General features: G+C 53.9%; 20 protein-coding genes. 15 read left to right on the top strand and 5 right to left on the bottom strand.

Going from position 1 to position 24,831, the window contains the following annotated elements:
* Nucleotides 1-107: 107 nt before the first annotated feature.
* The 8 genes from IEV98_RS12510 to IEV98_RS12475 all read left to right on the top strand — a co-directional run bounded on the left by IEV98_RS12510 (nucleotide 108) and on the right by IEV98_RS12475 (nucleotide 10,616).
* Complete coding sequence (locus IEV98_RS12510) at nucleotides 108-1,256, top strand: sialidase family protein (RefSeq protein ID WP_229738727.1); 1,149 nt, start codon at nucleotides 108-110, stop codon at nucleotides 1,254-1,256.
* Nucleotides 1,257-1,283: 27 nt separating this feature from the next.
* A complete protein-coding gene (locus IEV98_RS12505) occupies nucleotides 1,284-4,271 on the top strand; it encodes a SusC/RagA family TonB-linked outer membrane protein (RefSeq protein ID WP_188506345.1) in 2,988 nt (995 codons plus the stop codon).
* 10 nt (nucleotides 4,272-4,281) lie between these two features.
* A complete protein-coding gene (locus IEV98_RS12500) occupies nucleotides 4,282-5,823 on the top strand; it encodes a RagB/SusD family nutrient uptake outer membrane protein (protein ID WP_188506344.1) in 1,542 nt (513 codons plus the stop codon).
* 16 nt (nucleotides 5,824-5,839) lie between these two features.
* A complete protein-coding gene (locus tag IEV98_RS12495) occupies nucleotides 5,840-6,751 on the top strand; it encodes a DUF6772 family protein (protein ID WP_188506343.1) in 912 nt (303 codons plus the stop codon).
* A gap of 11 nt (nucleotides 6,752-6,762) precedes the next feature.
* The gene (locus IEV98_RS12490) at nucleotides 6,763-7,095 is read left to right on the top strand and encodes a hypothetical protein (RefSeq protein ID WP_188506342.1); all 333 of its coding nucleotides are present in this window, start codon (nucleotides 6,763-6,765) and stop codon (nucleotides 7,093-7,095) included.
* A 1-nt stretch (nucleotide 7,096) separates the two neighbouring features.
* Nucleotides 7,097-8,575 (top strand): sodium:solute symporter family transporter, encoded by a 1,479-nt coding sequence (locus IEV98_RS12485; protein WP_188506341.1) that lies wholly within the window; start codon nucleotides 7,097-7,099, stop codon nucleotides 8,573-8,575.
* On the top strand, nucleotides 8,572-9,606 hold the full coding sequence (locus tag IEV98_RS12480; protein WP_188506340.1) for a Kelch repeat-containing protein: 1,035 nt from the start codon (nucleotides 8,572-8,574) through the stop codon (nucleotides 9,604-9,606). The genes IEV98_RS12485 and IEV98_RS12480 overlap by 4 nt, the downstream gene beginning before the upstream one ends.
* Nucleotides 9,607-9,671: 65 nt before the next feature.
* Nucleotides 9,672-10,616, top strand: a complete 945-nt coding sequence (locus IEV98_RS12475) for a dihydrodipicolinate synthase family protein (protein WP_188506339.1) — start codon at nucleotides 9,672-9,674, stop codon at nucleotides 10,614-10,616.
* Here the strand turns inward: IEV98_RS12475 and IEV98_RS12470 are convergent.
* The 4 genes from IEV98_RS12470 to IEV98_RS24480 form a co-directional block, all read right to left on the bottom strand.
* Nucleotides 10,579-11,835, bottom strand: a complete 1,257-nt coding sequence (locus IEV98_RS12470) for an RNA polymerase sigma factor (RefSeq protein WP_188506338.1) — start codon at nucleotides 11,833-11,835, stop codon at nucleotides 10,579-10,581. The two genes, IEV98_RS12475 and IEV98_RS12470, sit on opposite strands and share 38 nt — an antisense overlap.
* A 3-nt stretch (nucleotides 11,836-11,838) precedes the next feature.
* Nucleotides 11,839-12,183 carry a YciI family protein gene (locus IEV98_RS12465; RefSeq protein ID WP_188506337.1) on the bottom strand — a complete coding sequence of 115 codons (345 nt, stop codon included), beginning with the start codon at nucleotides 12,181-12,183 and terminating at the stop codon, nucleotides 11,839-11,841.
* A 74-nt stretch (nucleotides 12,184-12,257) separates the two neighbouring features.
* Nucleotides 12,258-12,374 (bottom strand): RtcB family protein, encoded by a 117-nt coding sequence (locus IEV98_RS24485; protein WP_229738726.1) that lies wholly within the window; start codon nucleotides 12,372-12,374, stop codon nucleotides 12,258-12,260.
* The gene (locus tag IEV98_RS24480) at nucleotides 12,347-12,559 is read right to left on the bottom strand and encodes an RtcB family protein (RefSeq protein WP_229738777.1); all 213 of its coding nucleotides are present in this window, start codon (nucleotides 12,557-12,559) and stop codon (nucleotides 12,347-12,349) included. The genes IEV98_RS24485 and IEV98_RS24480 overlap by 28 nt, the downstream gene beginning before the upstream one ends.
* A 528-nt stretch (nucleotides 12,560-13,087) precedes the next feature.
* On the opposite strand from IEV98_RS24480, the gene IEV98_RS12455 reads away from it, so the two are divergent.
* The 3 genes from IEV98_RS12455 to IEV98_RS12445 all read left to right on the top strand — a co-directional run bounded on the left by IEV98_RS12455 (nucleotide 13,088) and on the right by IEV98_RS12445 (nucleotide 16,154).
* A complete protein-coding gene (locus IEV98_RS12455) occupies nucleotides 13,088-15,493 on the top strand; it encodes a PDZ domain-containing protein (RefSeq protein WP_229738725.1) in 2,406 nt (801 codons plus the stop codon).
* An 89-nt stretch (nucleotides 15,494-15,582) separates the two neighbouring features.
* Nucleotides 15,583-15,933 (top strand): hypothetical protein, encoded by a 351-nt coding sequence (locus IEV98_RS12450; protein ID WP_229738724.1) that lies wholly within the window; start codon nucleotides 15,583-15,585, stop codon nucleotides 15,931-15,933.
* 14 nt (nucleotides 15,934-15,947) lie between these two features.
* The gene (locus IEV98_RS12445; RefSeq protein WP_188506335.1) at nucleotides 15,948-16,154 is read left to right on the top strand and encodes a helix-turn-helix transcriptional regulator; all 207 of its coding nucleotides are present in this window, start codon (nucleotides 15,948-15,950) and stop codon (nucleotides 16,152-16,154) included.
* 57 nt (nucleotides 16,155-16,211) lie between these two features.
* Here IEV98_RS12445 and IEV98_RS12440 read toward each other — a convergent pair whose 3' ends face one another.
* A complete protein-coding gene (locus tag IEV98_RS12440; protein WP_188506334.1) occupies nucleotides 16,212-16,778 on the bottom strand; it encodes a sigma-70 family RNA polymerase sigma factor in 567 nt (188 codons plus the stop codon).
* A gap of 242 nt (nucleotides 16,779-17,020) precedes the next feature.
* Between IEV98_RS12440 and IEV98_RS12435 the strand changes: the two genes are divergently transcribed.
* From IEV98_RS12435 to IEV98_RS12420, 4 genes are all read left to right on the top strand, one after another.
* A complete protein-coding gene (locus IEV98_RS12435) occupies nucleotides 17,021-18,157 on the top strand; it encodes a FecR family protein (RefSeq protein WP_188506333.1) in 1,137 nt (378 codons plus the stop codon).
* A 118-nt stretch (nucleotides 18,158-18,275) separates the two neighbouring features.
* Nucleotides 18,276-21,641, top strand: coding sequence for a TonB-dependent receptor (locus IEV98_RS12430; protein ID WP_188506332.1), 3,366 nt, complete (start codon nucleotides 18,276-18,278; stop codon nucleotides 21,639-21,641).
* Between the two features lie 28 nt (nucleotides 21,642-21,669).
* Entirely contained in the window at nucleotides 21,670-23,304 is a 1,635-nt protein-coding gene (locus IEV98_RS12425; protein WP_188506331.1) for a RagB/SusD family nutrient uptake outer membrane protein, read from the top strand.
* Nucleotides 23,305-23,323: 19 nt separating this feature from the next.
* On the top strand, nucleotides 23,324-24,829 hold the full coding sequence (locus IEV98_RS12420) for an arylsulfatase (RefSeq protein WP_188506330.1): 1,506 nt from the start codon (nucleotides 23,324-23,326) through the stop codon (nucleotides 24,827-24,829).
* The last annotated feature ends 2 nt before the right edge of the window (nucleotides 24,830-24,831 follow it).

The raw sequence follows: 24,831 nt of genomic DNA, 5'->3' as shown, positions 1-24,831 counted from the left end.
ATCAGACATATATGTTTTATATGATAACTAAGTAGGTCTTTATCTAGTCCGTCATCTATATGTAGGACATGAGGATAATAACAAGTGTATAACCAATTTATTAAATCATGAGAGATCGATTACTGTTTAATGTTATGCTATTAGGAATGTTGCCTTTAATGATGGTTATGGCGAGCGCTTGCCATACAACGGTACAAACGAGTGCGACGGACTCGTTGGTTACCATTGACCTATCGGCAGATACGGCGCGGCAGGTTATTGTAGCGCAGGGTACGCCTGAAGTTTATCAGGGGCATCCGACAACCGTTTTATTGCCCGATGGAAAAACAATGTATTGTGTGTGGACTTACAATCACGGTGGGGTATGCGGCCCAATGAAACGCAGTGATGATGGTGGGCTTACCTGGAGTGAACTGCTGGAGGTGCCCGAAAATTGGGCAACCGTTTATAACTGCCCCACCATATACCGGCTACCCGACCCCACAGGTAATGAGCGCTTATTCGTTTTTGCCGGAGAGGGACCGAATGGGAGCATGTACCAATCGTATTCGGACGATGATGGCGAAACATGGTCGCCGATGGTACCTAATGCCACAGGCGCTAGCGTGATGCCCTTTTGTACCATTATGCCGATTGAGGGTGGAAAGCGCCTGATCGGCTTATCCAATATCCGCCGACCAGGCGAGCAGGAGGAGGAACGCTCCAACGTGCTCTCACGCAGTTATTCAGACGACGGCGGCGCTACCTGGACACCTTGGGAAGTGATTCTCGATTTGCCGGGCTTGAAGCCGTGTGAGCCTGAATTGGTACGGTCGCCGGATGGCAAACAACTGCTCTGCCTGATCCGGGAGAATGTAAAGCGTGTGGCATTGTACATGACCAGCGACGACGAGGGCGCTACGTGGTCGGAGCCTAAACCGTTGCCGGCCCCGTTGCATGGCGATCGGCACAAAGCGAAGTATGCAGCGGATGGGCGCCTCGTTGTGGTATTCCGCGATACGGGCCACGACAGCCCAACTAAAACACATTTCGTTGGCTGGGTAGGTACGTATGACGATATCCTGGCTGGAAACGAGGGCCAATATCGCGTAAAGTTATTGCACAGCTACAAGGGGTGGGATTGCGGCTACCCGGGTTTGGAAGTGCTTGGGGATGACACCTTTGTAGCTACCACCTATATCAAATATAAAGATGGGCCCGAGCAAAACTCGGTAGTGAGCACACGCTTTACGCTCGCTGAGCTTGATGCCCAATAATAGCTGTACAACCAATTAATAGTGATTATGATGAAAACAATGATGTACCTCTGGTGCCTGGCAGGACTATGTTTAGCTCCTTATGCGCAGGCCCAACAACCCTCCACGGTTGTAACCGGCCGGGTAACCGATGCGGTTACCGGCGAGCCGCTCGCCGGCGCCACTGTGGCAGTAAAGGGATCGGCCGGCAGCACGCAAACCGATGCAAACGGTGCGTTTCAATTGAGCCAGATAGCGGAAAATGCAATCCTGCTAGCCTCTTTCGTCGGCTACGACCCGGAAGAGGTACCGGTTGCTGGCCGTGCCGAGGTGCCCATCGCCCTCGAGCCGCAGAGCGTCCTTGACGAGGTGGTGGTAGTGGGCTACGGTACGCAGCAACGGAAAGATCTCACCGGCGCGGTTACTTCGGTATCGGCGTCGCAACTGGAAAAGCAACCGGTGGCTAGCATGGACATGCTGTTGCAAGGAAAGGCCGCAGGTGTGCAGATCAGCCAGTCGAGTGGCGCTCCCGGTGGGCGCACAAGCATACGCGTACGGGGGGCCAGCTCCGTGAATGCGGGTAATGAGCCGTTGTTGGTCATCGACGGTATTCCGATGTACAACAGCAGCAAAGACCCCGGGGGCACATCGTACGGCACATTCAGTGCGACCAATGCGCTGGCATCCATCAACCCAAATGATATCCAATCGGTTGAAGTGCTTAAAGATGCTTCAGCTACCGCGATTTACGGGTCGCGTGGATCTAATGGTGTGCTCATCATTACGACCAAGCGTGGCAAAACCGGAAACGCTCAAGTGAATTACAACGGATATTACGGTTGGCAGCAGCCACACAGCAGGTTGGATTTGATGAATGGGCAGGAACATGCAGATTTCCTTAATGACTGGGCGGAAGCGAGCGACTTGCCGAAACCGTTTGACAATCCGCAGTCCATCGGACAGGGTACGGATTGGCAAGATCTGATTTTCCGCCAGGCGGGGATGACGGATCATCAGGTTTCGGTCTCTGGCGGCACGGAAAATACGCGGTACTTTATTTCGGGCAACTATTTCAACCAGGATGGTATCGTAATCAACTCCGGAATGGAGCGCTACGCGCTACGGCTCAATGTGGATCAGCAGATCAATAAACGCTTGAAGTTTATCCAGTCGCTTACCTTCAACCGGACCATCAACCGGTCGGTGCCCATTGCGAATGCAGGGGCAGATAACGTGCGATCGGCGGGTGAGCGGGCTTATACGGCGTCGCCTACCGCGCCGCTTTTTGATGAGAACGGCGACTACACCGTAAACTGGTATGGCATCAGCAAACCGGAAAGCCCGGTGAACTCGTTGCTTACTACCCGCAACCGGCTGGAAGGTGATAATTTGCTGGGTAACCTCGGCTTGGAATACACGATTGCGGAGGGGCTGACGGCGAAATCGACCGTGGGTGTAAACCTGATGAACCGGGCCAATGAGGAGTTCTATCCGGCGGCGACCACCTATATAGGGGGGCTGTTTGATGGCTTGGGGATTTTGGCCAGCCGCCGCATTACCAATGTACTCAATGAAAACGTGGTGACCTACCGGACCGAACTGGCAGACCGGCATCGATTGGAGGCGACGGGCGGATTCACCTGGCAAACGGAAACCAGCCGCAGCTCCTCTACACAGCCCACCGGCTTTCCGAATGACCTGCTTGGCAACAATGCGATCGGCGGTACCACGGGTACGCCGGCTATTGCATCAGATTTGACGGATTGGTCGATTGCGTCGTTCTTGGCACGGGTGAATTACCAGTTTAACGACCGCTTGCTGGCAACTGCCACCATACGCGCCGATGGTTCTTCTAAATTTGCGAAAGGCAACCAATGGGGTTATTTCCCGTCCATGGCCTTGGGCTATCGCCTCTCTGAAGAGGAGTTTATCAAGAATACGGGAATTTGGGACGACTTGAAAATCCGGGGTAGCTATGGCGTAACCGGAAACCAGGAAATAGGGAATTACCAATCACTGGCGCGCCTGGTGACCAATTTGCTGTATATTTTCGATAATCAGCTCGTAAACGGCGCCCGCCAGTCGAGCCTGGCGAATCAAGCCCTTACCTGGGAAAAGTCAGATCAATGGGACGTGGGTGTTGATATGGGGTTCTGGAATAACCGGTTACGTTTCGTATTTGACTATTATAAGAAAAACACGAACGACCTCTTGTTTACCATCAACCTGCCGGCCTATTCGGGCTACAGCACAGCGCTTTATAATACTGGCCAACTCGAGAACCGGGGTGTCGAAGTAGAGTTGAATGCAGACCTTTTCGAAAATGACTTTACGTGGTCGGTGCAGGGAAACTATGCCTATAACCGGGCCAAAATGGTATCACTTGGCCGCTCGGCATCAACGTCGCTCTTCGTGGGGCATGCGCCCGGTGTGAGCCTCAACTATGTATATGATGGTATATTCCGCAACGATGCGGAGATTGCCGCCCAAAGCCATCAGACCGGCGTGAAACCCGGCGATATGAGGTACCGGGACGTAAATGGCGACGGCGTTTTCAATGCAGATGATCGGGAGATTGTGGGCAGTCCGCAACCGAAGCACATCTTCGGACTTAATAACCAATTGGGTTACAAAGGCTGGTCACTGGGCATTTTTCTGCAAGGGGAGTTGGGGCGCGAAGGCAACCGCATTTCGCGCTTGTTCGACCCCTCCGAAGTGGCCAGCAACAAGGCCCACGAATTGATTAACCGGTGGTCGCCGAGTAACCCTGATGGTACCCTGCCGCGTGCAGGTGTAGCTAATTGGCTCGGCTCAACCTACCTGTTGCAGGATATGTCTTACGTGAAGCTTCGCAACGTGCAATTGGCCTATCAGGTGCCGGGGCGCATCGCCGGTGTAAGCAGCTTGCAGGTCTACCTATCCGGTCAGAATCTGGTGACGTTTACCCGCGACGGTTTCTTTGGATATGACCCCGATGGTGGCAACGGTTATCCAACCGCAAGCACGGTGTTATTGGGACTGAATATTGGCTTTTAATCGCATGGTTATGAAAAAGACACGCAATAATATATTAAAAGGACTTGCTTCGTTGGTTTTGGTCCTTGTACTGGCGTCTTGCGAGAAATTCCTCGAAGAGACACCGCATAGCTTTCTAGCGCCTGAGAATTACTACCAGAATGCAGACGATGCGTTCTCGGCCTTGGTGGGGGCCTACGTGGGTTTGGGTGATGGCGCCAATACATTTCTTGCAAGGCGGGTGCATTACCTCACATGGTTTCCATCCGATGAAGCTTACACGCCTACGCTCGCTGCGCAGCGCCAGCTGGATAATTTTTCGTTCAATGCGGACCATGAAGATATCCGCAACGTATGGACGCATATGTACGACGCGATTAACCGCGCCAATATCGTTGTTGGCCGCGTGGCCACCATCAACATGGACGAAGACCTCAAACAGCGTTACATCGCCGAAGCGCGCTTTATCCGGGGGTTGTGTTATTTCTATGGCGTAAGGTTATATGGGGGGATTCCGCTGATTACCGCCGAGGTGACTGCTGTAGATGATGTAGCCGATATCACGCGGGCGACTGCGGCTGAGGTATATGCCCAGGTTGTTGATGACCTCACTTTTGCCAGCGGGGTGCTGCCACCCACGAACCAGCAAGGGCGGGCAACTCAAGGGGCAGCCAAAGGGCTGTTGGCGAAGGTTTTCCTCACCCGCGCCAGCAGCGATGCCGCTGAAAGCAACGACTACCAACGTTGTGCAGACTTAGCGGCCGAGGTCATCGCCATGCCGGAACACCGGCTCATGCCGAATTACCAGGATGCCATTGGTGCTGCTAATAAATTCAATGCCGAATCGCTTTTTGAATGGCAGGCAGACCGTATCCTGACGCCGGTGGGCAAACAAAGCGTGTTTGGCCAGTTTACGCTACCGCGTGACATCGTCGGCCTGGTGCCTGAAGCGGGCCAGACCGGTGAAAGCCAGATCGTCAGTGAAATCGCCTTTTTTAACCGGTACGACGACCGCGACTACCGAAAGGAGTCCACGTTTATCACCGCGGGTACCAACCGCCAGGGGGAGGAGGTCGGCTGGCAGCAGTTTACGTTCCCTTTTCCGGCACCGGCATGGAAGTATGTAGACCGTACGGCCACTACCCGGAATGCGTATGCATTTAATGCCAACTATGTGGTGTTGCGCCTGGCCGATGTGTACCTGATGCGCGCTGAGGCCCTCAATGAAATCGGCGGCCCAACGGAAGCGGCTTACAACATGATCAATGCCATCCGCGAACGGGCGCGGAACCGCGATGGGAATAACCAGAATGGCTATCCCGAAATCCTGTCGGGTTTGACGAAGGAGGGATTCCGTGACGCGGTGCTCGAGGAACGGGCGATCGAGCTGGGTTTTGAGGGCCATCGGTGGTTTGACCTCGTGCGTACCAAACGGCTGGTGGAGACCATCAAAGCCGCACATCCGGATTACCAGGTGGCGGAAAAGCATTACCTCTTCCCGATACCGGCCGATGAATTGATTATTAACCCCAATCTGGAGCAGAACCCGGGATGGAAAGCAAATGAGAATTAGATTTTAATAGAATAGAATGATGGATTACCGATTGGACAAGTTCCAACCCCTGAAGCGTATACTGTGCTTCGATGACTTCGACAATGGCTTATGCGGATGGACAAACCTGATGCCCAACTACACGCTCGATAATTTCGGTGTGCGTGATAGTATCGTGGAAAAAACGCAATGGGGGCCGATCATGCTGAGTTCGGCGACGTTCCGCTTTCCGGGTACGCATGGATCCATGGATGGGATATATTCGCTGAAGTTGGCCACTCGGCCTGTTGCAAATCCATACCAGGGGCCGCCGGCGCCGGGAAGCATCAGCCACGCCATCAAGCGGATGACCATGCACCGCAAACCGAGCCGTATCCAATTCGAAATGTGGTATGCGTATACAACGGAACAAGACCGGTCTGGCCTGAGCGAAAATGATATCCGGGCCTTCGGTGTAAGTTTTGACATGCAAGATGCAAAAGCCCGTAATTTCGTGGGGGTGCGTTACGTCAATTCGGTTAACGGCGAGTTGAAGAAGGAATGGCAAGTGATGCAGGCGAACGACGTATCGGACAAGGATTGGGCCTATGATACCGATGGCGACTGGTGTAAGCGCGGTGTGGACCCCATGTGGTATGGGCGCCGCCATCCGGATGGCCGGGCTGATGGCTACCAATTCGTGCCGGACAGTAGGCAGGAACTTTGTTACAACGAAAGTGACGATAAAATCAATTGGCTGTATCTGCGGCTCACGTACGACCTGGCTGAGCGGCGCTATGTGGAACTGCAGTCGCGCGATCGGGTGTTTGATCTCAGCCAGTTCCAACCCACCGATGTGCCGCCCTACGCGCGCATCGAGGGGTTGCTCAATCCCGTGATATGGATTGAGAATGATAGCGACCGACGGGTATTTTTATTTGTGGATTCCGTAGTGATTTCAGCGGATTAACGAAAATGACTATGAGACAATTTCAAACCAGTACGCTCGAACAGCGCCACGTATTTGATGCCGATTTCGAAACCCATCCGCTTGAGGTGGCTTGGGCTTCCGAAGCGATTTTCTTCGTCGATGCGGAACAGCTCGAAGGGGTAGGGAGCCTGCTGCTGAAGGTACAAATCAGCGTAGATGGGGTAAACTGGCTGGACGAAGGCACGGCCTTCGATCCCATCAGTGGCACCACCCGGGCTTTTCGCCGGGTGAGCCACTTCGGAGGATGGCTGCGTTTGCAGGGGATTTTTGCGGGAGCTGCTTGTGCATATAAATTGACCATTCATTTGGTAATCAAAGAATAATATGCACCTCGTTGATATCATATTGGTGGTGACCTACTTTGCGGCGGTGGTTTTAGTGGCCAGCAGGTTCAGCGGGTCCCAGAAATCGCTCAAGGACTTCTTGATGGGTGGTGGTGAAATCCCATGGTGGGCGGCGGCCATGGCGGGTATCGCCACAGTGACCAGTGCGATTTCGTATATCGGAGCGGTGGGGTTGGGGTTCTCTACCAACTTCTCCTTTCTGCAATACCGGCTGGCGGTTCCCATCGCCGTGGCCATCATCTGCATTGTGGTGATGCCGTTTTTCTTCAGGCTGCGCTTGTATTCGATTTATGAATACCTCGAGAAACGGTTTAATGCCTTGCTGCGCCTGCTGGCTAGTGGCCTGTTCATCGCGTTCAAGTGTGCCTTTCTGGCCGTGGGCATCTACGCTCCAGCGCTTGTGCTGAGCGTGCTCACCGGCGTGGACCCGTTGCTTATTGTGTTGGTAACGGGCGTGGTGACTACCCTGTATACCTTGATGGGTGGATTGAAAGCGGTGATTTGGACGGACGTACCGCAGCTGCTGATCATGTTGGGCGGTATCTTTGTCGTCATTTTTTTTGCTGCGTCAAAGGTGGATGGCGGCTTCGTACAGGTGTTTGACGTGGCCCAGCAGCATGGCAAGTTTGACTATTTCAACTTTTCCACGGATCCGACAGACACCTATACGATATGGGGCGGCATCATCGGGGGTACCTTCCTGATTATTTCCCAGTTTGGTACCGATCAATCTGAAATGCAGCGTTTCTTATCCGTCAATTCCTTGCGGAAAGCCAATTACGCGGTCATCACGGCCTTGCTGGTGGCATCGGTGATCGGATTTCTTATCTTCTTTGAAGGGGCAGTGCTCTTTGCGTTCTACGATCAGGAGAATAATGTGGATATTCCAACGAATGAAGTATTCATCCATTTTGTGATCCACGAATTACCCATTGGCCTCAAGGGGCTCATCGTCTCGGCGCTTTTCGCGGCATCGATGTCTACGATCAGCTCGGTGCTCAATTCGATGACCACGGTTTTTATGGCGGATTTTTACCGGCGCTTCAAAAAAGCAGACGGTTCCGTAAAGGTGGCGCGCGTGGTGACGCTGGTGTTTGGGCTTGCCGCCACGGCATTGGCGTCGATGGGCGGGTTGCTGGGTAACCTGCTGGAGGCTTCTACATCCATCATCAACTTCTTCGGTGGGGCGCTTGTGGGCGTATTTTTATTGGGAATGCTGAGCAAACGGGCGGAAAGCTTCGGCGCTGCCTTTGGGTTCCTTGCTGGTTTCGTGGCGGTGCTGGTCACTGCCCTGGCCACCGAAATATCGTTCATGTGGTATAGTGCCATTGGCGGCGTCATGACCTTGATTGTGGGCGAGCTGGTGAGCCGCATCTCCGGACGAAGACCGGATGATAGCCAACGAAAGCTGGTATTCAGCCGGAAGCGGAAAACCGAAGCGCAAAACTTACCGGGATGATGATGATGTTGGCGATGCTTCTGGCAGGTAGCTGTTCGGCTGCTCCGCAGACCGAGGTGATGCAATATCCTGATTTTCCGGATAGCCTAGGCGTAGCCGGAGCGTTTATGGGAGTGAGCAACGGAGTGGTCATTGTGGCCGGGGGCTCCCACTTCGATAAGCCACAGTGGGCCGGTGGGACCAAGGGACTGCGCAACGACATTTGGATACTCCGTAAGGAGCCGAAAGGGCATGGGGAGTGGGCACATGGTGGGGAGTTGCCTTTCCGTGTATCAAACGGCGCTTCGGTAACCACTCCGCAGGGGGTGGTGTGCATCGGTGGCACTAAGGAAACAGGCGAGACGGATAAGGTATTCCAACTGCAGTGGAACGTGGATAAGCAACAGGTCGAACTAACCCACTTGCCTGCATTGCCACAGGCTTGTGCCTATATGAGCGCTACGATTTTTGAAAACCGGATTCTGGTGGCCGGCGGCAAGCACGCCGATAGCCCCGATGGGATGGATAATGGCTGGGAACTGGATATGCAGCAGCATCCTTTGGTGGGCTGGCAATCACTAGGTGAATTGCCCACACCGCGTTTCGGTGCCGTTTTCGCTGCCCTGGAAGACAACGGAAAACCGTATTTGCTATTGGCGTCGGGCAAGTACGGGATGGATTACCTGACTGATGGTTATCGCCGCGCATTGGACGAGCCGGGCTGTGATTGGGAGCCGCTGGGCGCGATGCCCCGTGCGGCATTGGTGGCACCTACGGTAATCGCGGGGGGTGTTAAGCTGCTGGTCTTCGGGGGCTCAGACGGTGTAAATATAGCAAACCGACTGGCCCTGCGCGATAATTATCACCTGAACGATACGATTCTCTGTTACGACATGCGCACACAGGTATGGACGGCTATTGGCCGGATGCCGGTGGGCGTAGTCGCCACGCAAGCACTCCCTTGGGAAGGCGGTGTGTTGCTGGTGGGAGGTGAGCTGGGGAATGCCATGCGCAGCCGGAAGTCGTGGTGGTACAACGCACTGAACGACTAGGGGTAGCGCGCACGACTGCGACGAACAGCAGATTAAATGGATTACGCATTCAAAATTTTAACTAAATGAATAAAATACAGGGATTAATCGCAGCTACATTTTCTACCTTCCATGAAGACGGTTCTTTGAATCTAGCACAAATACCTGCCATTGTCGACCGATTGGTCGAAGATGGGTTGAAAGGCATTTTCATCTGTGGTACGAATGGCGAGGGCCCGAACCTCACGGTTGCGGAACGGATGGCGGTTGCTGAGGCATACATGGCATCGGCCAAAGGAAGACTATTGGTATTTGTACATGTTGGGCACACGTCCATTGCTGAATGCCGAGCATTGGCGGCGCATGCCGAGCAGATCGGCGCAGATGCCGTATCCGCTGTGGCGGCGTTCTATTTCAAACCGGCCAACGTGGCCAACCTGGTAGCGAGTATGGCACAGATCGCCGCTGCTGCGCCAAACACGCCGTTTTACTACTACCACATTCCCGCCCTGACCGGCGTAGGCATGGATATGCTGGAATTCTTGCAGCTGGGGGAGCAACAGATACCGAGTTTAGCGGGGATCAAATACACAGCGGCGACGATACATGAGTACCAAGCGTGCCTGAACTACAAAGGTGGTAAGTTTGATGTGCTGTATGGCTATGATGAATTGCTGCTTCCGGCGCTGGCCGTGGGTGCACGGGGCGCAGTGGGTAGCACGTATAATTTCGCCGCGCCGATGTACCTGCGGGTGATGGCGCTTTTCGGCAGCGGGCAGTTGGATGAAGCGCGGCAATTGCAATTGCTGTTGGTGAACATGATCCGCGAAATGGTGAAGTTTTCCCCGATTCCGGCCCAGAAGGCCATCATGGAGATGCTGGGTTTCGACCTTGGGCCGACTCGCTTGCCTTTGGTGCCGCTAACCGCGCAAGACAAGGTACAATTGCGGCAGCAGTTGGAGGTAATTGGCTTTTTTGAAGCGCTGAAAGGCATCAGGTTCGCGGGCTCGTTTCCATCCGTTTCCGGATGAGTTGGCTATCTAATGGATTCTGGGCAAGGGATAGGGCTTCCTCGTAAGCAGTATGGGCCTGCGCGGTGTATCCGGCACGCTGGTAAACATGCCCTTTCGTGGCGGCAAGAAGGAATGCGGCACCGGGGCTTCCGTTGACGGTGAAGGTGGCCAGCTCGGTGATGACCGGCAGTGGCCCCAAGGCATAGCTTTTGGCGATGAGCCGGTTTAGCCGGATAAGTGTGGAGGCGGGTTCGATGTTTTCCAACAGTTGGTATAAGTCATGGATGGTCTTCCAATCGGTCGCTGTGAAATGGGATGCGGCACAATGGTGGGACGCAATCAGCGCTTCCAGGTAATACCGGCCTGCATAGCCACTGCGCTGTGCCTGGTCGAGGTAATGAAATCCTTCGGTGATCAATGACGTATTCCACAGCGACCGGTCTTGTTCTTCCAAGGGAATCCAATCACCATAGGCAGCCAAGCGGGCAGGGAAGCGGGCGACACCGAAGAACATCAAGGCGAGCAACGCATCTACTTCGGCTTCGGGAGTCGCCACGGGGCGCAGCAGCTTCGTAAGGCGCAGGGCTTCATAGCAGAGGTCGAAGTCGATGCCCCTGCTGTTGCGGGTGGCTTTGTACCCTTCGTTGAAGAGGAGGTAAAGGATGGTACAAACGGTGGGCAATTGCGGGGCGACGGCTGCAATAGCATGCTGGCCCAGTTTGAGCGACTTCTGCCGGAGGATGGCCTTGCTCCGCTGCAAAGCCTTCTTTACCGCCTCCCGGTTTAGTTGAAGGGCATTGGCCAGCTCGGGTATCCCAAAGCCGCTAAGGATGTGCAGGGTGATGAGGATGCGATCGCGCTCGCTTAGCGCCGGATGGCAGCAGGCCACGAGCAATTGGATCTGGCCGTCTGTCGGGGCCTCGTCTGCCAACACGGGATCCGGGTCGGTGGTTGATAGGGCGTGTAACGGGAATTCGGCTTCGGTTGCATGACCGTGCCGCGCGTTGTGCTTCAGGGCGTTGATGAGCTTGTTGCGAGCCACTTGCGAAAGCCATGCGCGCGGATGGTCGGGCGGGCCGTGGTAACGCCAATGTATCAGCGCCGTCTCGAACGTGTCCTGTACGGCATCGAGAATGGTGTCCAAGTGTGCCATGCCATACACCCGGGTAAGGGATGCGACCATCCTGCCCGAGTGTTCACGGAAAAAGTGCGCCGCAAGTTGTCCGCTGGTGTCCATGGGTCAATCTTCCATCGGCATGATTTCGCGGACTTCCACCGCGCGGTCCCAATCCAGATCGGGGTTCCCCTTGGCGATCTCGATGGCTTCCTCCAGCGATTCAGCCAGCAGGATGTAATACCCGCTGACGCATTCCTTGCCCTCTAGGAACGGGCCGTCGGATACGATCCGCTGCTTGCCGCGGATATGGGCACCGCCGGCTTCCAGCGGTTGCGCTTCCTTGAATTGGCCTTTTTCCCGGAGCGTTTCGACCCAACGGTAGTGCTTCTCGATACAGGCTTGCATTTCTTCCGCCGATAATTCGCCGTAATTGGCGTCTTCGCGGATCAACATCAAAAACTCTTTCATTGCTACTGAATTTTTTGTTTTAAATTTTGTTTATACCAGAGACAACCGGCACCTGCTTTTGGGGACAATTATTTTCAATCCTCCCGGCTGCCATCGTCGGCCATGCGCACCAAGCGGGGCGTGAAGGTAGCCAGTACATCTACTAAGTCGGCCTGTGCGGCCATCACGGTGTGGATGTCCTTATAGGCCATGGCGCTTCATCCAGCCCGGCACCCACCAGCGTAACGCCGTGCTGCCGGAGTGTAGCCTTCATGGCTTCGCGGCTAATGGTCTTGATGGCTTGGGTACGGCTCATCTGCCGCCCAGCGCCGTGGGAGGCGGAGTTGATGGATGCAGCCTCGCCCTTGCCGCGAACGAGGAAGCCCGGCGCGGTCATGGAGCCGGGGATAATGCCCAGCACGTCCTTGCCCGCAGGCGTAGCAAAAAGCATCGCGCAGATGCAGGCGCTGTATGACTGTCCGGCATCTTTGTGATAATTCTCGCGATTGCGATGTCTATGGGGCGTATTAATCCTTCCTGCGCTTTTCGGCCTGTTTTACCTTTTTTTCCGCGCGTTTTTCCTTCAAGTTCTTCGTTGGAGCTTTCTTGTCGTTCTCCTTTTTCGCACCTTTGTCTTTTGCCATGATCGTCGAATTAATTCCTGTTAAGGTACAACATTTTAATTGATAAATCGTATGGCCACAAAAACATTTTATTGGCTATAGTAAGATGCGTCAAGATGGCGTGCTGACATCCTTGTTAATCCATTTGAATAGTTAGCTAACTTTCCTGAATCTTTGTTAAACTATTTAATAGTTATTTGCCATTAGCTGCAGACCAATTAGCGACCACACGTTGCTGCGTTATTAAATCATCGCAACTAATATCGTGCAAAATCCATTGTATCAATAAGCAAATGAACTCGATGAATAGACATATTAATTTCACCGATGCGATTACGTGGCTCCGGCATGTGCTGTTGGGATGTGGCGTGTGGGCCCTGGCTTCATGCGGCCCGGACGTGACCACTTACTATGTGGCACCCATGGGTGCCGACTCGGCTGCTGGCACGAAAGACCGTCCATTTGGCTCGCTGGCAGCGGCCAAGCGGATGGTGACGGAAAAAAAAGCAGCAGGGAGTACCGGTCGGTTTGATGTGGTATTGCTGCCGGGCACGTATTTCGTTTCGGAACCGCTGATTTTCGGGCCAGCGGAGTCTGGAACCACCGATGCACCTTATACGATCCGGGCGGAGGCAGGTGGAGACGTGGTGTTGAGCGCTGGCGTGCCGCTGCAGGTCGACTGGCAGCAACACGACGGCCGCATATGGAAAACGCACCTAGCGGGCGTGGATTCCATCGAGGGCTTGTATGCCGGGGGGAAGGCACTGACACGCGCACGCTATCCCAATGCCGTGGAAGGGGTATATCCCTTCGGTGGTTTTGCTGCAGACGCGCTGGCGCCAGCGCGCATAGTACGCTGGACCAACCCGGTAGGGGGATACATCCACGCCATGCACAGCGGTAGGTGGGGCGGTATGCATTACCGCATCACAGGCAAAGATGCCGGGGGAATGCTGACCTATGAGGGCGGGTGGCAGAACAACCGGCCCAGTGCCATGCACGGCACACAACGCTTTGTGGAAAACATCTTTGAGGAGCTGGATGCACCGGGTGAGTGGTATTTCGACCGGATGGAGCGAATGCTGTATTACTTTCCCGAAGAAGACCAGGAGATCGAGCGCATGGATTTCATCGCGGCACAGCTGGAATCCATCATCCAGCTAAAAGGGAGCGAAGACCATCCGGTAACCGATATCTACATCGAGGGGATCACCTTCCAGCATACGGTACCAACGTTTATGAAAACACGGGAACAGCTCATGCGGAGCGACTGGAGCATCTACCGCAGCGGCGCGGTGCTGTTGGATGGTACCGAGCGATGCGGGGTACGCAATTCGACATTCAGCCTGCTGGGAGGGAACGCGGTGTTTGTGAGCAATTACAACAGGCAATCCGAAATCTCGGGTAACCTCATCGAATACATTGGAGGAAGCGCTATCGCGTTTGTGGGGAGCGCGGATGCCGTCCGCTCGCCGTCATTCCGTTATGAGGAGTTTGTTCCGGCAGGGGAGTTGGATACCATCCCTGGTCCGAAAAGCAATGCATACCCGGCAGACGGGGTGGCTGAAAATAATCTTATCCGATACATCGGTATGATTGAAAAACAGGTGGCGGGTGTGCAGATCCAGTTGGCTGCCGGAATCGGTGTACGTCATAACACGATTTATCATGTGCCCCGATCGGGAATCAATATCGGTGATGGCGCTTGGGGCGGCCATGTGATTGAATATAACGACGTCTTCCAGACGGTGCTGGAAACGGGCGACCATGGGGCGTTCAACTCGTGGGGGCGTGATCGCTTCTGGCACCCAAACAGGGCGGTAATGGACAGCTTGGCGAAGGTGCATCCTAACTGGATTTTATTGGACGCGGTGGAAACAACAATCATACGCAACAATCGTTTCCGGTGTGACCATGGATGGGACATTGATCTGGATGACGGTTCGAGCAACTACGCGATCTACAACAATGTATGCCTGGCCGGCGGACTGAAACTCCGGGAGGGTTTTTATCGGAAAGTATATAATAACATCTTGGTGAACAACGGTTTCCATCCACACGTGTGGTTTGAGAGCAGCCACGATGTCTTTACCCGCAATATCGTGATGACGGCACACCAGCAGATCCAGATAAAGCATTGGGGGGATACCGTAGATCACAACTTTTTCGTAGACAGCGCAGACTTGGAGGTGACCCGTAAGTATGGCATCGAACGCAATGGCGTGGTGGGTGATCCGCGGTTTGTGATTGCTTCTGCCGGTGATTTCACGTTACGGGAAGGGGCTGATTTTTTGAAGGATGGCTTTGTGAATATTTCAATGGATGATTTTGGCGTAGTCACCGAACGGTTGAAAGCGATGGCCGATATGCCGGAAATAACCCCATTGACGGTAGGTGGTAACTTTGCAATAGGGGATGTGGTGCAGTGGCATGGTGGTACGTTGAAAAATATGGAGACGCTGGGTGAGCAATCCGCTGCGGGTTTGAGTGAAATCCGGGGTGCATTGGTATTGGAGATTCCCGATGGGTCGCCGTTGGCGCGTGCGGGAATACGTGCGGGTGATGTGATCCTATCTTGCGATGAGACCGCTACGGATGATGTAATCGCCCTTCGGAAAGCCGAGGCATCACATAAATGGAAAGGCCGTCTGGTATTGGATGTTTGGCGGAATCAGCAACTTACTCAAATAGAGTTGAGGTTAGAGTAATTTTCTTTAACTTATGTAAAGTTTATTTGTCTTTTTGAAAAGAGTACTATACTTTTGTATAAGTATTAAAGACATATTTAAAGATGAAAATGAAGAACAACGTATTGAAGGGCGCGGTGAAAGTATTTGGTCTTGCAGCGGTGCTGATCGGGATACTAGTATTAACAAACGACGGCTCGCGCGGGTCAGAAATGCTGTTACTTGCCGGGTTGTTTATCCTTTTCATCAGTCACGAGACGAGGGAAGACGAGCGGTCCGCAACGCTGAAGGCGTCTTCTACCCAGATGGCGCTGATTATCGGTTACGCAATCTCGTTGCTAAGCACCAATCTTTACGATCACCAAGTGATCAACGTGCAACTGGTGGCCATCAACCATTTCTTGATCCTGGTATTTGCCTTGGCATTGATCATCTATAACATCCGGTTGCACATCGCATAGCAAAACGGATAGCGATGAAAAATACAATCAAGGTAGAGCGCGCCAAACTCAATATCACACAGGCTGAGTTGGCAGACCGGGTGAACGTGTCCAGACAAACCATCAATTCCATCGAAATCGGAAAATTCGTGCCATCTACGTTGCTGGCCCTGAAAATTGCCAAGATATTTGATACTACAGTAGACGAAGTATTCGTGTTGGAAGCCGAGGATTGGCGGTAGCGAACATGGCTCGTGAACAGCAGCAACAGTGGAAAGGGGGGCAAAGAGGAAGTGGATTCAGAAAAGCGTGGTTAGCACCCCAAGCGCTTTCCGTAGCTTCGTGACACAAAGATTTAGCTGGTTTTGCACGGTCTTGCGCGATATACCCAGTCGGCTGGCAATTTCTTTGGTTGTCAGATCCTCGTTAAACCGCATCAGATAGATTTCCTGTTGGGCGGGCGTGAATCGGTCGACCAACTGGTCGTGCAGCGCAAGCAGCTCCCGGTACAACACCGTATGGTCACTTTCGGTACCTGCTTCCTGGAGTGCTGTTAAGGTTTCGGCCAACGGATATTTCCGCTGCTCAGCCTTGAGCCAGTTGAGGACGCCATTCCTTACTGCAATGAAGAGGTAGCTTTGGATATTGGCGATATCCAGCGACTGCCGCTTTTCCCAAAGTCGGAGAAAAAGCCCTTGGGTGATGTCTTCCGCCAAATCCAGGTCTTTCGTACGGGCAAAGGCGAGTGCTAAGACATACTCCCAGTACTTTTCGTAAAGGCGATCAAAAGCGGTATGGCAACTTGCTGTCTGGATCAGTTGCCACAGCCGCCTGTCTTCATCGTCCGTTGATCTATTAAAAGCCATCTTTGCAAAACTGTCCATTGCGCTTATACTTGCTGTTAACAAAATGTTAAAAAACCGAACTCAGTTTCCTCTTCGTATAACGCTAAATCGGGCCAGCGTACCGCGGCGGATTACAATTGGGTATGGTACAATGATAAACGTTAATTCAATAGCATGCAAATTTTTGTTACTAGGAAAAAATTAAAAAAATCGATGGGACTTTTCTGGACGGCGTTGTCTTTAAAGAAAAAGGAGATTCCTGCATGCGCGATAATAAGCGATTCATACGCATCCTGAAGCAGTTTCTTGGCGATTACCGCTTGGATGAAGAAGCATTTCGCCATAAGCACGATGCGCGTGAAGATCAGCATGTCTTGCCGTTTTCGGATGCCAATAAGCAACAGCGGAAAAAACGGATGAAAGCGCTCATCGATAGGGGCATACGGCCAAACCCGGGTCGCCTGTATTCACTTCGCTCTTGGCACTACGTAGCGGCTTCGCTAGCGTTGGTATGCTGCTTAGCCGGCGCATGGTGGTGGGTAGATCGCGCCGGGCCGACCATGGTGACGGCTCCGGTGATGGCCGACTTGGAACCGGGCAGCGATCGGGCACAGCTGATCTTGGCCGATGGGAGGGCGATCCTGTTGGATGAACAACAGGAGGGGTTGCTGGCCACACAGGATGGGGTAACAATTCGTAAAGAGGAAGATGGCTCGGTTGTCTACTCAGGGCAACAGCCTTCTGCTGAAAGCCCTCCCAATCAACTGGTCGTGCCCCGTGGAGGTCGCTACGCACTCACACTGCCAGATGGTACGCGCGTTTGGCTCAACGCGGACTCCCGCTTGACGTATCCGGTCAGTTTTCATGGCGCCCAACGCCGAGTGGAACTCGTTGGCGAGGCTTACTTCGAGGTGGCGCATGATGCTAACCATCCATTCGTAGTGCATGTACGCGATGCTGAGGTGAATGTACTCGGTACGCGTTTCAATGTCCGCGCATATGATAACCAGCCGCTGGAAACAGCGCTGCTGGAAGGTGCGGTGGCATTCAATCATAGCGCATCCAGTCGCGTATTGAAGCCAGGCGAACAGGCCGTTGTAGGTACCGACGGATCATTCACCGTGGTGCAGGCAAACATCGAAAAGGTGATGGCTTGGCAAAACGGGTATTTTTATTTCGAAGAGACGCCCGTCCGTGATATTATGGATGAACTGGCACGATGGTACGATGCGGATATCGACTATGTGGGCGACTTCAGCGACCTTACCTTTGGCGGCATGGTCTCTAAAGCCGAGCGCATATCCACTATTTTAAATATTATGGAACGGACGGATCAATTGACGTTCCGAATCGAACAATCAGCAGAAAAAGGAAGGAGGGTCACCGTGATGAGAAAATAGTGACATACAGGGAAAGAAACCAAAAACCCGGAAGCGTTGGCGCGCCCCCGGGGCAAATGCTTGGAAGTTTCCTTAAATCGATTGCGAACAATTTATTTCACTTCAAACATCCAAAGATATGAATTTATATTCATTCGGTACGCGACGCGATACCCTACCGCTGTACCGAAAATGCTTGCTAATCATGAAAGCTACGTTGATTTTTGTTCTGATTGCCATACTGCAGGTCGCTGCCCGTACGCATGCGCAGCCCCTGACGCTGAATGAGCAGCATATTCCACTGCGCCAGCTGATCGAAAAGATACGGCAGCAATCGGGGTACGATTTTTTCTATGACGCTAAACTGATAAAGACGGTGCCACCGGTGACCATCCGCGTAAAGGATGCACCGCTACCCGAAGTACTGACTACCGTCCTTAAAGGACAACCGCTCACGTTTTCGATCGCCGACAATGCCGTCGTCATTAAAGAAGCACCCCGGGAAAGCCGGGCTGACGCCGAGCCGGTGCAACAACCCGTGAGTGGCGTAGTACGCGATGCGGAAGGGCAACCCTTGGTGGGTGCCACCGTACGCCACAAAGGAGGCGAACGCAATGTGATTACGGATGCCGACGGCCAATTTCAATTCGTGGGGTTGCCGCAGGATGCGGTGCTAGTGGTTTCTTATACGGGATACCTTTCGCAGGAAATACACATATCGGGTAAGGAAACTGTAGCTGTGATCCTGCAGCAGCAGGTCATCAGTATGGACGACGTGGTGGTGGTGGGCTATGGTACCCAGCGAAAAGCGGATGTGACCGGTGCCATCGCCTCGGTAGGGGGGACGGAGCTAGCGCGTGCGCCAGTGGCCAACGTGAGCAGCTCGCTGGCTGGCCGTGTATCCGGCGTGCTCGCCCGCAATAACTCAGGGGCACCCGGCGATGACGAAGCGACCATCCAAATAAGGGGCATAAACACGACGGGAAGCGCCGCGCCGCTGGTATTGGTAGATGGCGTGCCCATGGATTATAACCTGCTCAATGTAGACGACATCGAAACGGTGACTGTGCTCAAGGATGCGGCGGCGGTAGCGCCTTATGGCCTGGCGGGGGCAAACGGGGTGGTGCTCGTTACCACCAAACGGGGCAAGGCGGGCAATTTTTCCTTCGCCTACAACGGGTACTATGGTTATCAGACACCTACGGCGATTCCTACCTACCTCAACGCCTTCGATTATGCATCCACGCTCAACTTGGCGAACGCCAACGTAGGCAATCCGGAGCCTTTTGATGCCGAGGCACTGGAATTTTACCGGAACGGCTCGGACCCCGATCGCTTTCCGAATACCGACTGGGTAGGCCAGCTGGTACGCAAGCATACGCCGATGACGAAGCACTCACTGTCATTCACCGGGGGAAGCGAGCGCATCCGGTTTTTTGGTAGCGGCGGCTATCTGGAGCAGGAAGGGGTGGTCAACACCATTGATTATAAGCGTTATAATGTAACGGCCAATGTAGATGCCGATGTGACCAAAACAACGAAATTTCTGATTGACGTGAACCTGGTGGCCGGCGCGAGCGATGCACCTGCCGGAGTTGAACCGGCGTCGCTCTTTTCAACGGCGAAGGAAACGCCATCCATATTTCCGATCCAATACGGCAACGGCCTTCCGGCACATGCAGTGCTTCCATCGATTTACGACAGCGGATACGACCGCGAACGCAACAACGTGACCAACCTGCGCGCGGAAATCGAACAACGAATACCTTTTGCCGATGGGCTCACCCTGCGTGGTGTCTACGCTTACCGGAAAGTATTTGACACAAACAAAACCTGGAGCTTGCCGCTTACCTTCTATGGGCTCGACGGCAACAACGATTTCGTGCCGCTACAGACCGGCCCCAACCTGCCTACACTGGAGCAGGGGGTAGACGAGCGCTACGCGCAGACCATTCAACTGTACGCCACGTATAAGAAAACCGTAGGCCGTCACAACATCGATGGGCTCGTGGTTTATGAGAACCGGAAAGGTACCGATGGCGGACTGAGCGCATCGCGTATCAACTATACGGTGCCGCTCGATGAAATTGGACAGGGCAGTAGCGACCGCGCCGATTTCGACAACGGCGGCTGGTCTGCACAATGGGCACAGGAAGGCTGGGTATACCGGCTCAACTACGCGTTTAACGACCGCTATCTGCTCGGCGTTTCAGGTCGTTACGATGGACATTACTATTTTGCTCCCGGCAAGCGCTATGCGTTTTTTCCGGCGTTTTCCGCTGGATGGCGGATATCCGAGGAAAACTTCCTGAAGGATCGGGTAGATTGGCTCAGTGAGCTGAAGCTACGGGCATCGCATGGTAAATCAGGTAATCTGGCAGGTTCCGCTTTCCAGTACCTCACGGCGTATGGCATCCGGAGTGGATACGTGTTTGGCGGTACCAACCCGACACAGGTGCAGGGTATCTTCGAACGGGCGCAGGCCAACCCCAATATCACGTGGGAAACCGCACTCAAGACCGATGTAGGATTGGATGCTCACTTTTTCCGAAATAAACTTTCGGCCACCTTTGACGTGTTCTTTGAGCGCCGCTCGGGTATGCTAATCCCGCCCGCCACCACGGTGCCGTCTGAGTATGGCATCGGTATTTCGGAAATCAACGCGGGCGAAATGGAAGGCCGTGGATTGGAATTTAGCGTAGACTACAAGCACAACACGAGCGGCGGGTTGGCATTCCAGGTGGGCGGCAACTTCTCATACGCCAGCAACGAGGTCGTCCAGACCTTTGAAAACCAGGCAACCTACGAAAATCCGAACCGCCGCCGCACCGGTAAGCCGTGGAATACCCGCTTCGGGCTGCAAGATGATGGACTGTACCAGGAGGCGGATTTCGATGGCGAAGGCAACTTGCAGGAAGGATTGCCCGTGCCTACCTACGGACGGGTATACCCCGGGGATATCAAGTATAGCGACCTGAATGGTGATGGTCGCATCGATATCCATGATGAAACAGCCATCGGTAAGCCACAGTTCCCGGAAATTGTCTACGGCATCAACACCATGCTGGCTTGGAAAGGGTTCGACCTACACGCGCTGTTCCAAGGAGCGGGCAATGCCAGCCTGTACTTGGCGGGCGACCTGGCCTATCCGTTTTTCAACGGGGCGACCATGGCACACTACCAGCTCGATTATTGGTCGCCAGAAAATACGGATGCGGCTTTTCCACGCCTTACGCCTGCGCCGGTGACTAACAACGAGCAGATATCCTCCTTCTGGATACGGAGTGGTTCATACCTGCGACTGAAAACACTGGAGCTGGGCTATTCCATCCCGCAGTCGGTACTTGCGCGGCTGGCCGTAAAACAGGCCCGCTTATCACTGTCGGGCCAGAATTTGCTGACGTTTTCGTCATTTAAACACATCGATCCGGAAATGAGCCAAAACCGCGCACGCTACTACTTCCAGCAGAAGGTATATACGCTCGGTTTATCGCTTAATTTTTAATTGGACAATGACTTTCACCATAACGAAGATGAAACCAACACATTATATATTCGCTGCTGCGCTGCTGTGCACTGGCGCTTGCAGTGAGAACGCACTCGAAATTTTGCCCAGCGACCGCCTGAGCGATGCCATTGTTTGGGAATCGCCAACCACGGCGAGCTTTGTATTGAACGATATCTACGATGCACTCAATGCTGGGCCCATCGTTGGCACGTGGCTGCACCTGCCCAGCCAGATCAGTAATGATCCGCTTGACAATTTTACGGATAATGCTGTGTCCGGCCCGGTAGCCGGTATCCCTTCGCGCCAATTGTTCGATAACAATAGCTATGGACCGGCAAATCCGATATTTGACCAGACTTGGGAGCGGATGTATGCCAACATTCGCAAATGTAACCTGTTTATCGAAAAGGTAGGGCAAGCGTCTTTTGACGAAAGTCAGAAAAAGGTACTGGTGGCCCAGGCCATTTTCCTCCGGGCACATTTCTACAAGACGCTGGTCGACCTCTATGGGGGTGTACCGCTCATCGTAGATGTGCTGGACAATACCACCCAGGGTGACGAAATTTTCCGGCCGCGGAATACGTATGAAGAATGCGTCGCCTTCTTGGTGGAGCAGATCGATCTGGCTGCGGTGGATTTGCCGGAGTCCTGGAGCGGTGCCGATGTCGGCCGCGCCACCTGGGGTGCGGCAATGACGCTGAAAGGGGCTACGCAGTTGTATGCAGGCCAATGGCAGGAAGCTGCGGAGACCAACAAGGCCATCATGGAATCGGAGTTATATCGCCTATTCCCTGACTTCGGCAGAATATTTCTACCGGAAAATGAAAACAACGAGGAAATCATTTTCGATGTACAGTACGCACCGGTAATCCGACACCTACGCACTCACCAGTTTTGGGGGGTGCTGTGGGCGGAAAAAGGATCGGGCTGGTCGGCCATGTCGCCTTCGCAAAACCTCGTGGACCAGTTTGAGTTTACAGACGGCAAAACCGAAGCTGAGGGTTCATCGGCGTTTGATTCGGAAAAGCCGTACGATAACCGCGATGAGCGGTTTTATGCCACCATTCTGCACGATGGGGTGCAATGGCAGGGCCGTACGTATTATACGCGACTGGGCATACCCAACAATTACAACGAATTCACGCCTACCGTTTCCGGAAACGGCAACCCGACAGGCTACGGGCTCCGCAAATTGCTTGACCCGACGTTGATGCCGTTGAATAACAACCTGAATGGTTCGAACGCGGTGATCTACCGGTATGCGGAGGTACTACTCAATTACGCCGAGGCGCAAAACGAGGCAAATGGGCCAGACCAAAGCATTTACGATGCCATCAATGCGCTGCGTAAACGGGGCAACCTGCCCGATTTGCCTGAAGGACTATCCCAGTCGGAAATGCGCAATCGTATCCGCCGGGAGCGTCGGGTTGAGCTGGCCTTCGAAGGCAAGTACTTCTATGATCTGCTGCGCTGGCGTACGGCAGAGGAAGTTTTCAGTCAGCCGGTAAGGGGCATGAAAATCACGGGCAGCGGTGATAACCTCACCTATGAAAAAGTCAATGTACGGACCATCACTTTCAATCCGGCCAAGAACTACCTGATGCCGATACCGCAGGATGCCATTGACCAGAACCCGAAACTGGAACAGAATAACTATTGACGCCATGCAAAAACATGATATGAACTACAGATTTGGTCCTGGCTTGCTGGCGGTGCTCCTCCTCTTGATGGGCGGAGCACTGCAGGTTGACGCGCAGCAGCCGGCTAAGCCCAATATCGTTTTTATCCTAGCGGACGACCTGGGCTATGGTAGCATCGGTGCGTTCGGACAGCAGCTCATCCAGACGCCGAACCTCGACAAGTTGGCACGCAATGGGATGATGCTGACGGATTTTTATGCCAATTCGGTTTGCGCACCGACCCGCGGCAGTTTGATGACCGGCATGCATACCGGCGATGGACTGATACGGGGTAACCTGGAACTGGGCAGTTTCGAGAACTGGGAGGAATTCGGACAACTTCCACTGCAGGCTAATACCCTGACGATGGGAACGGCGCTCCAAGCTGTAGGCTATACCACGGCGCTGATCGGCAAGTGGGGGCTGGGTGGACCAGGTTCAACCGGCGAACCCCATAACCAGGGGGTTGACTTTTTTTACGGGTACCTTGATCAAAAACAGGCGCACAACTACTATCCCGAACATCTGTGGCGTAATGGGGTACGCGAGGCACTTCCCGGTGCGGTGCCCAGTGCACACCAGCGGCTGCCGGAGGGTGCCGACCCGAACGACCCGGCAAGCTACGCGGACTACCGCGGTACGGTGTACGCTTGCGATACCATGACGGCAGAGGCATTGCGTTTTATCCGCAACCACCGCGACCGCCCGTTTTTTCTGGAGATGGCGTATACGTTGCCACACATGGCACTGCAGGTGCCGGAACGTGCACTCGTACCCTACCGGGGAAAGTTTGACGACAAGCCTTATACCGGGCCGGGATACCTGCCCAATGCGACTCCACGCGAGACCTACGCGGCGATGATTACATTGCTCGACACGTACGTGGGGCAATTGGTTCAGGCGCTGGAAGAAAATGGATTGCTTGACAAGACGTTGATTGTGTTCACGTCGGATAATGGAGCGGCTACCGGTGGTGGCGCCGATCCCGATTTCTTCGATGCGAGCGGCGGACTACGCGGCCGCAAAGGGTCGCTCCACGAGGGTGGTATCCGCGTGCCGTTTATCGCGGCCTGGCCGGGGAAAATCCCCGCCGGAAGCCGGTCTGACCACCCCCTGGCCGTCTGGGACTTGCTGCCCACATTCCTTGAAGCCGGCGGAGCCTCTACTCCTGCGGGCATCAACGGTATCTCATTCTGGCCGGTGCTGCGTGGTGACTACACCAAGCAGCAGGGACGTACATTTCTCTACTGGGAATTTATGGAGCGCCGTGGTGAACAGGCCGTCCGATTTGGGCGTTGGAAAGCCATCCGCAAGGATACACGGGCGCATAAAGGGCAAAGTCTCATTGAATTGTATGACCTCTATGCCGACAGATCCGAACAGCACAACCTCGCCATGCAACACCCCGAATTGGTGAGCCGGGCGGAGCAATACTTTGCCACGCGGAAGCGGGCGGCATGGCCAGCCTGGAATCCAGACACGCCTCAAAGTAATCCAAATCCTTGATC

It is taken from the genome of Parapedobacter pyrenivorans (assembly GCF_014636865.1).
Lineage (GTDB): Bacteria > Bacteroidota > Bacteroidia > Sphingobacteriales > Sphingobacteriaceae > Parapedobacter > Parapedobacter pyrenivorans.
Note: the sequence above shows the minus strand (reverse complement) of the source record. Positions and strands in the feature narration are given on the sequence as shown.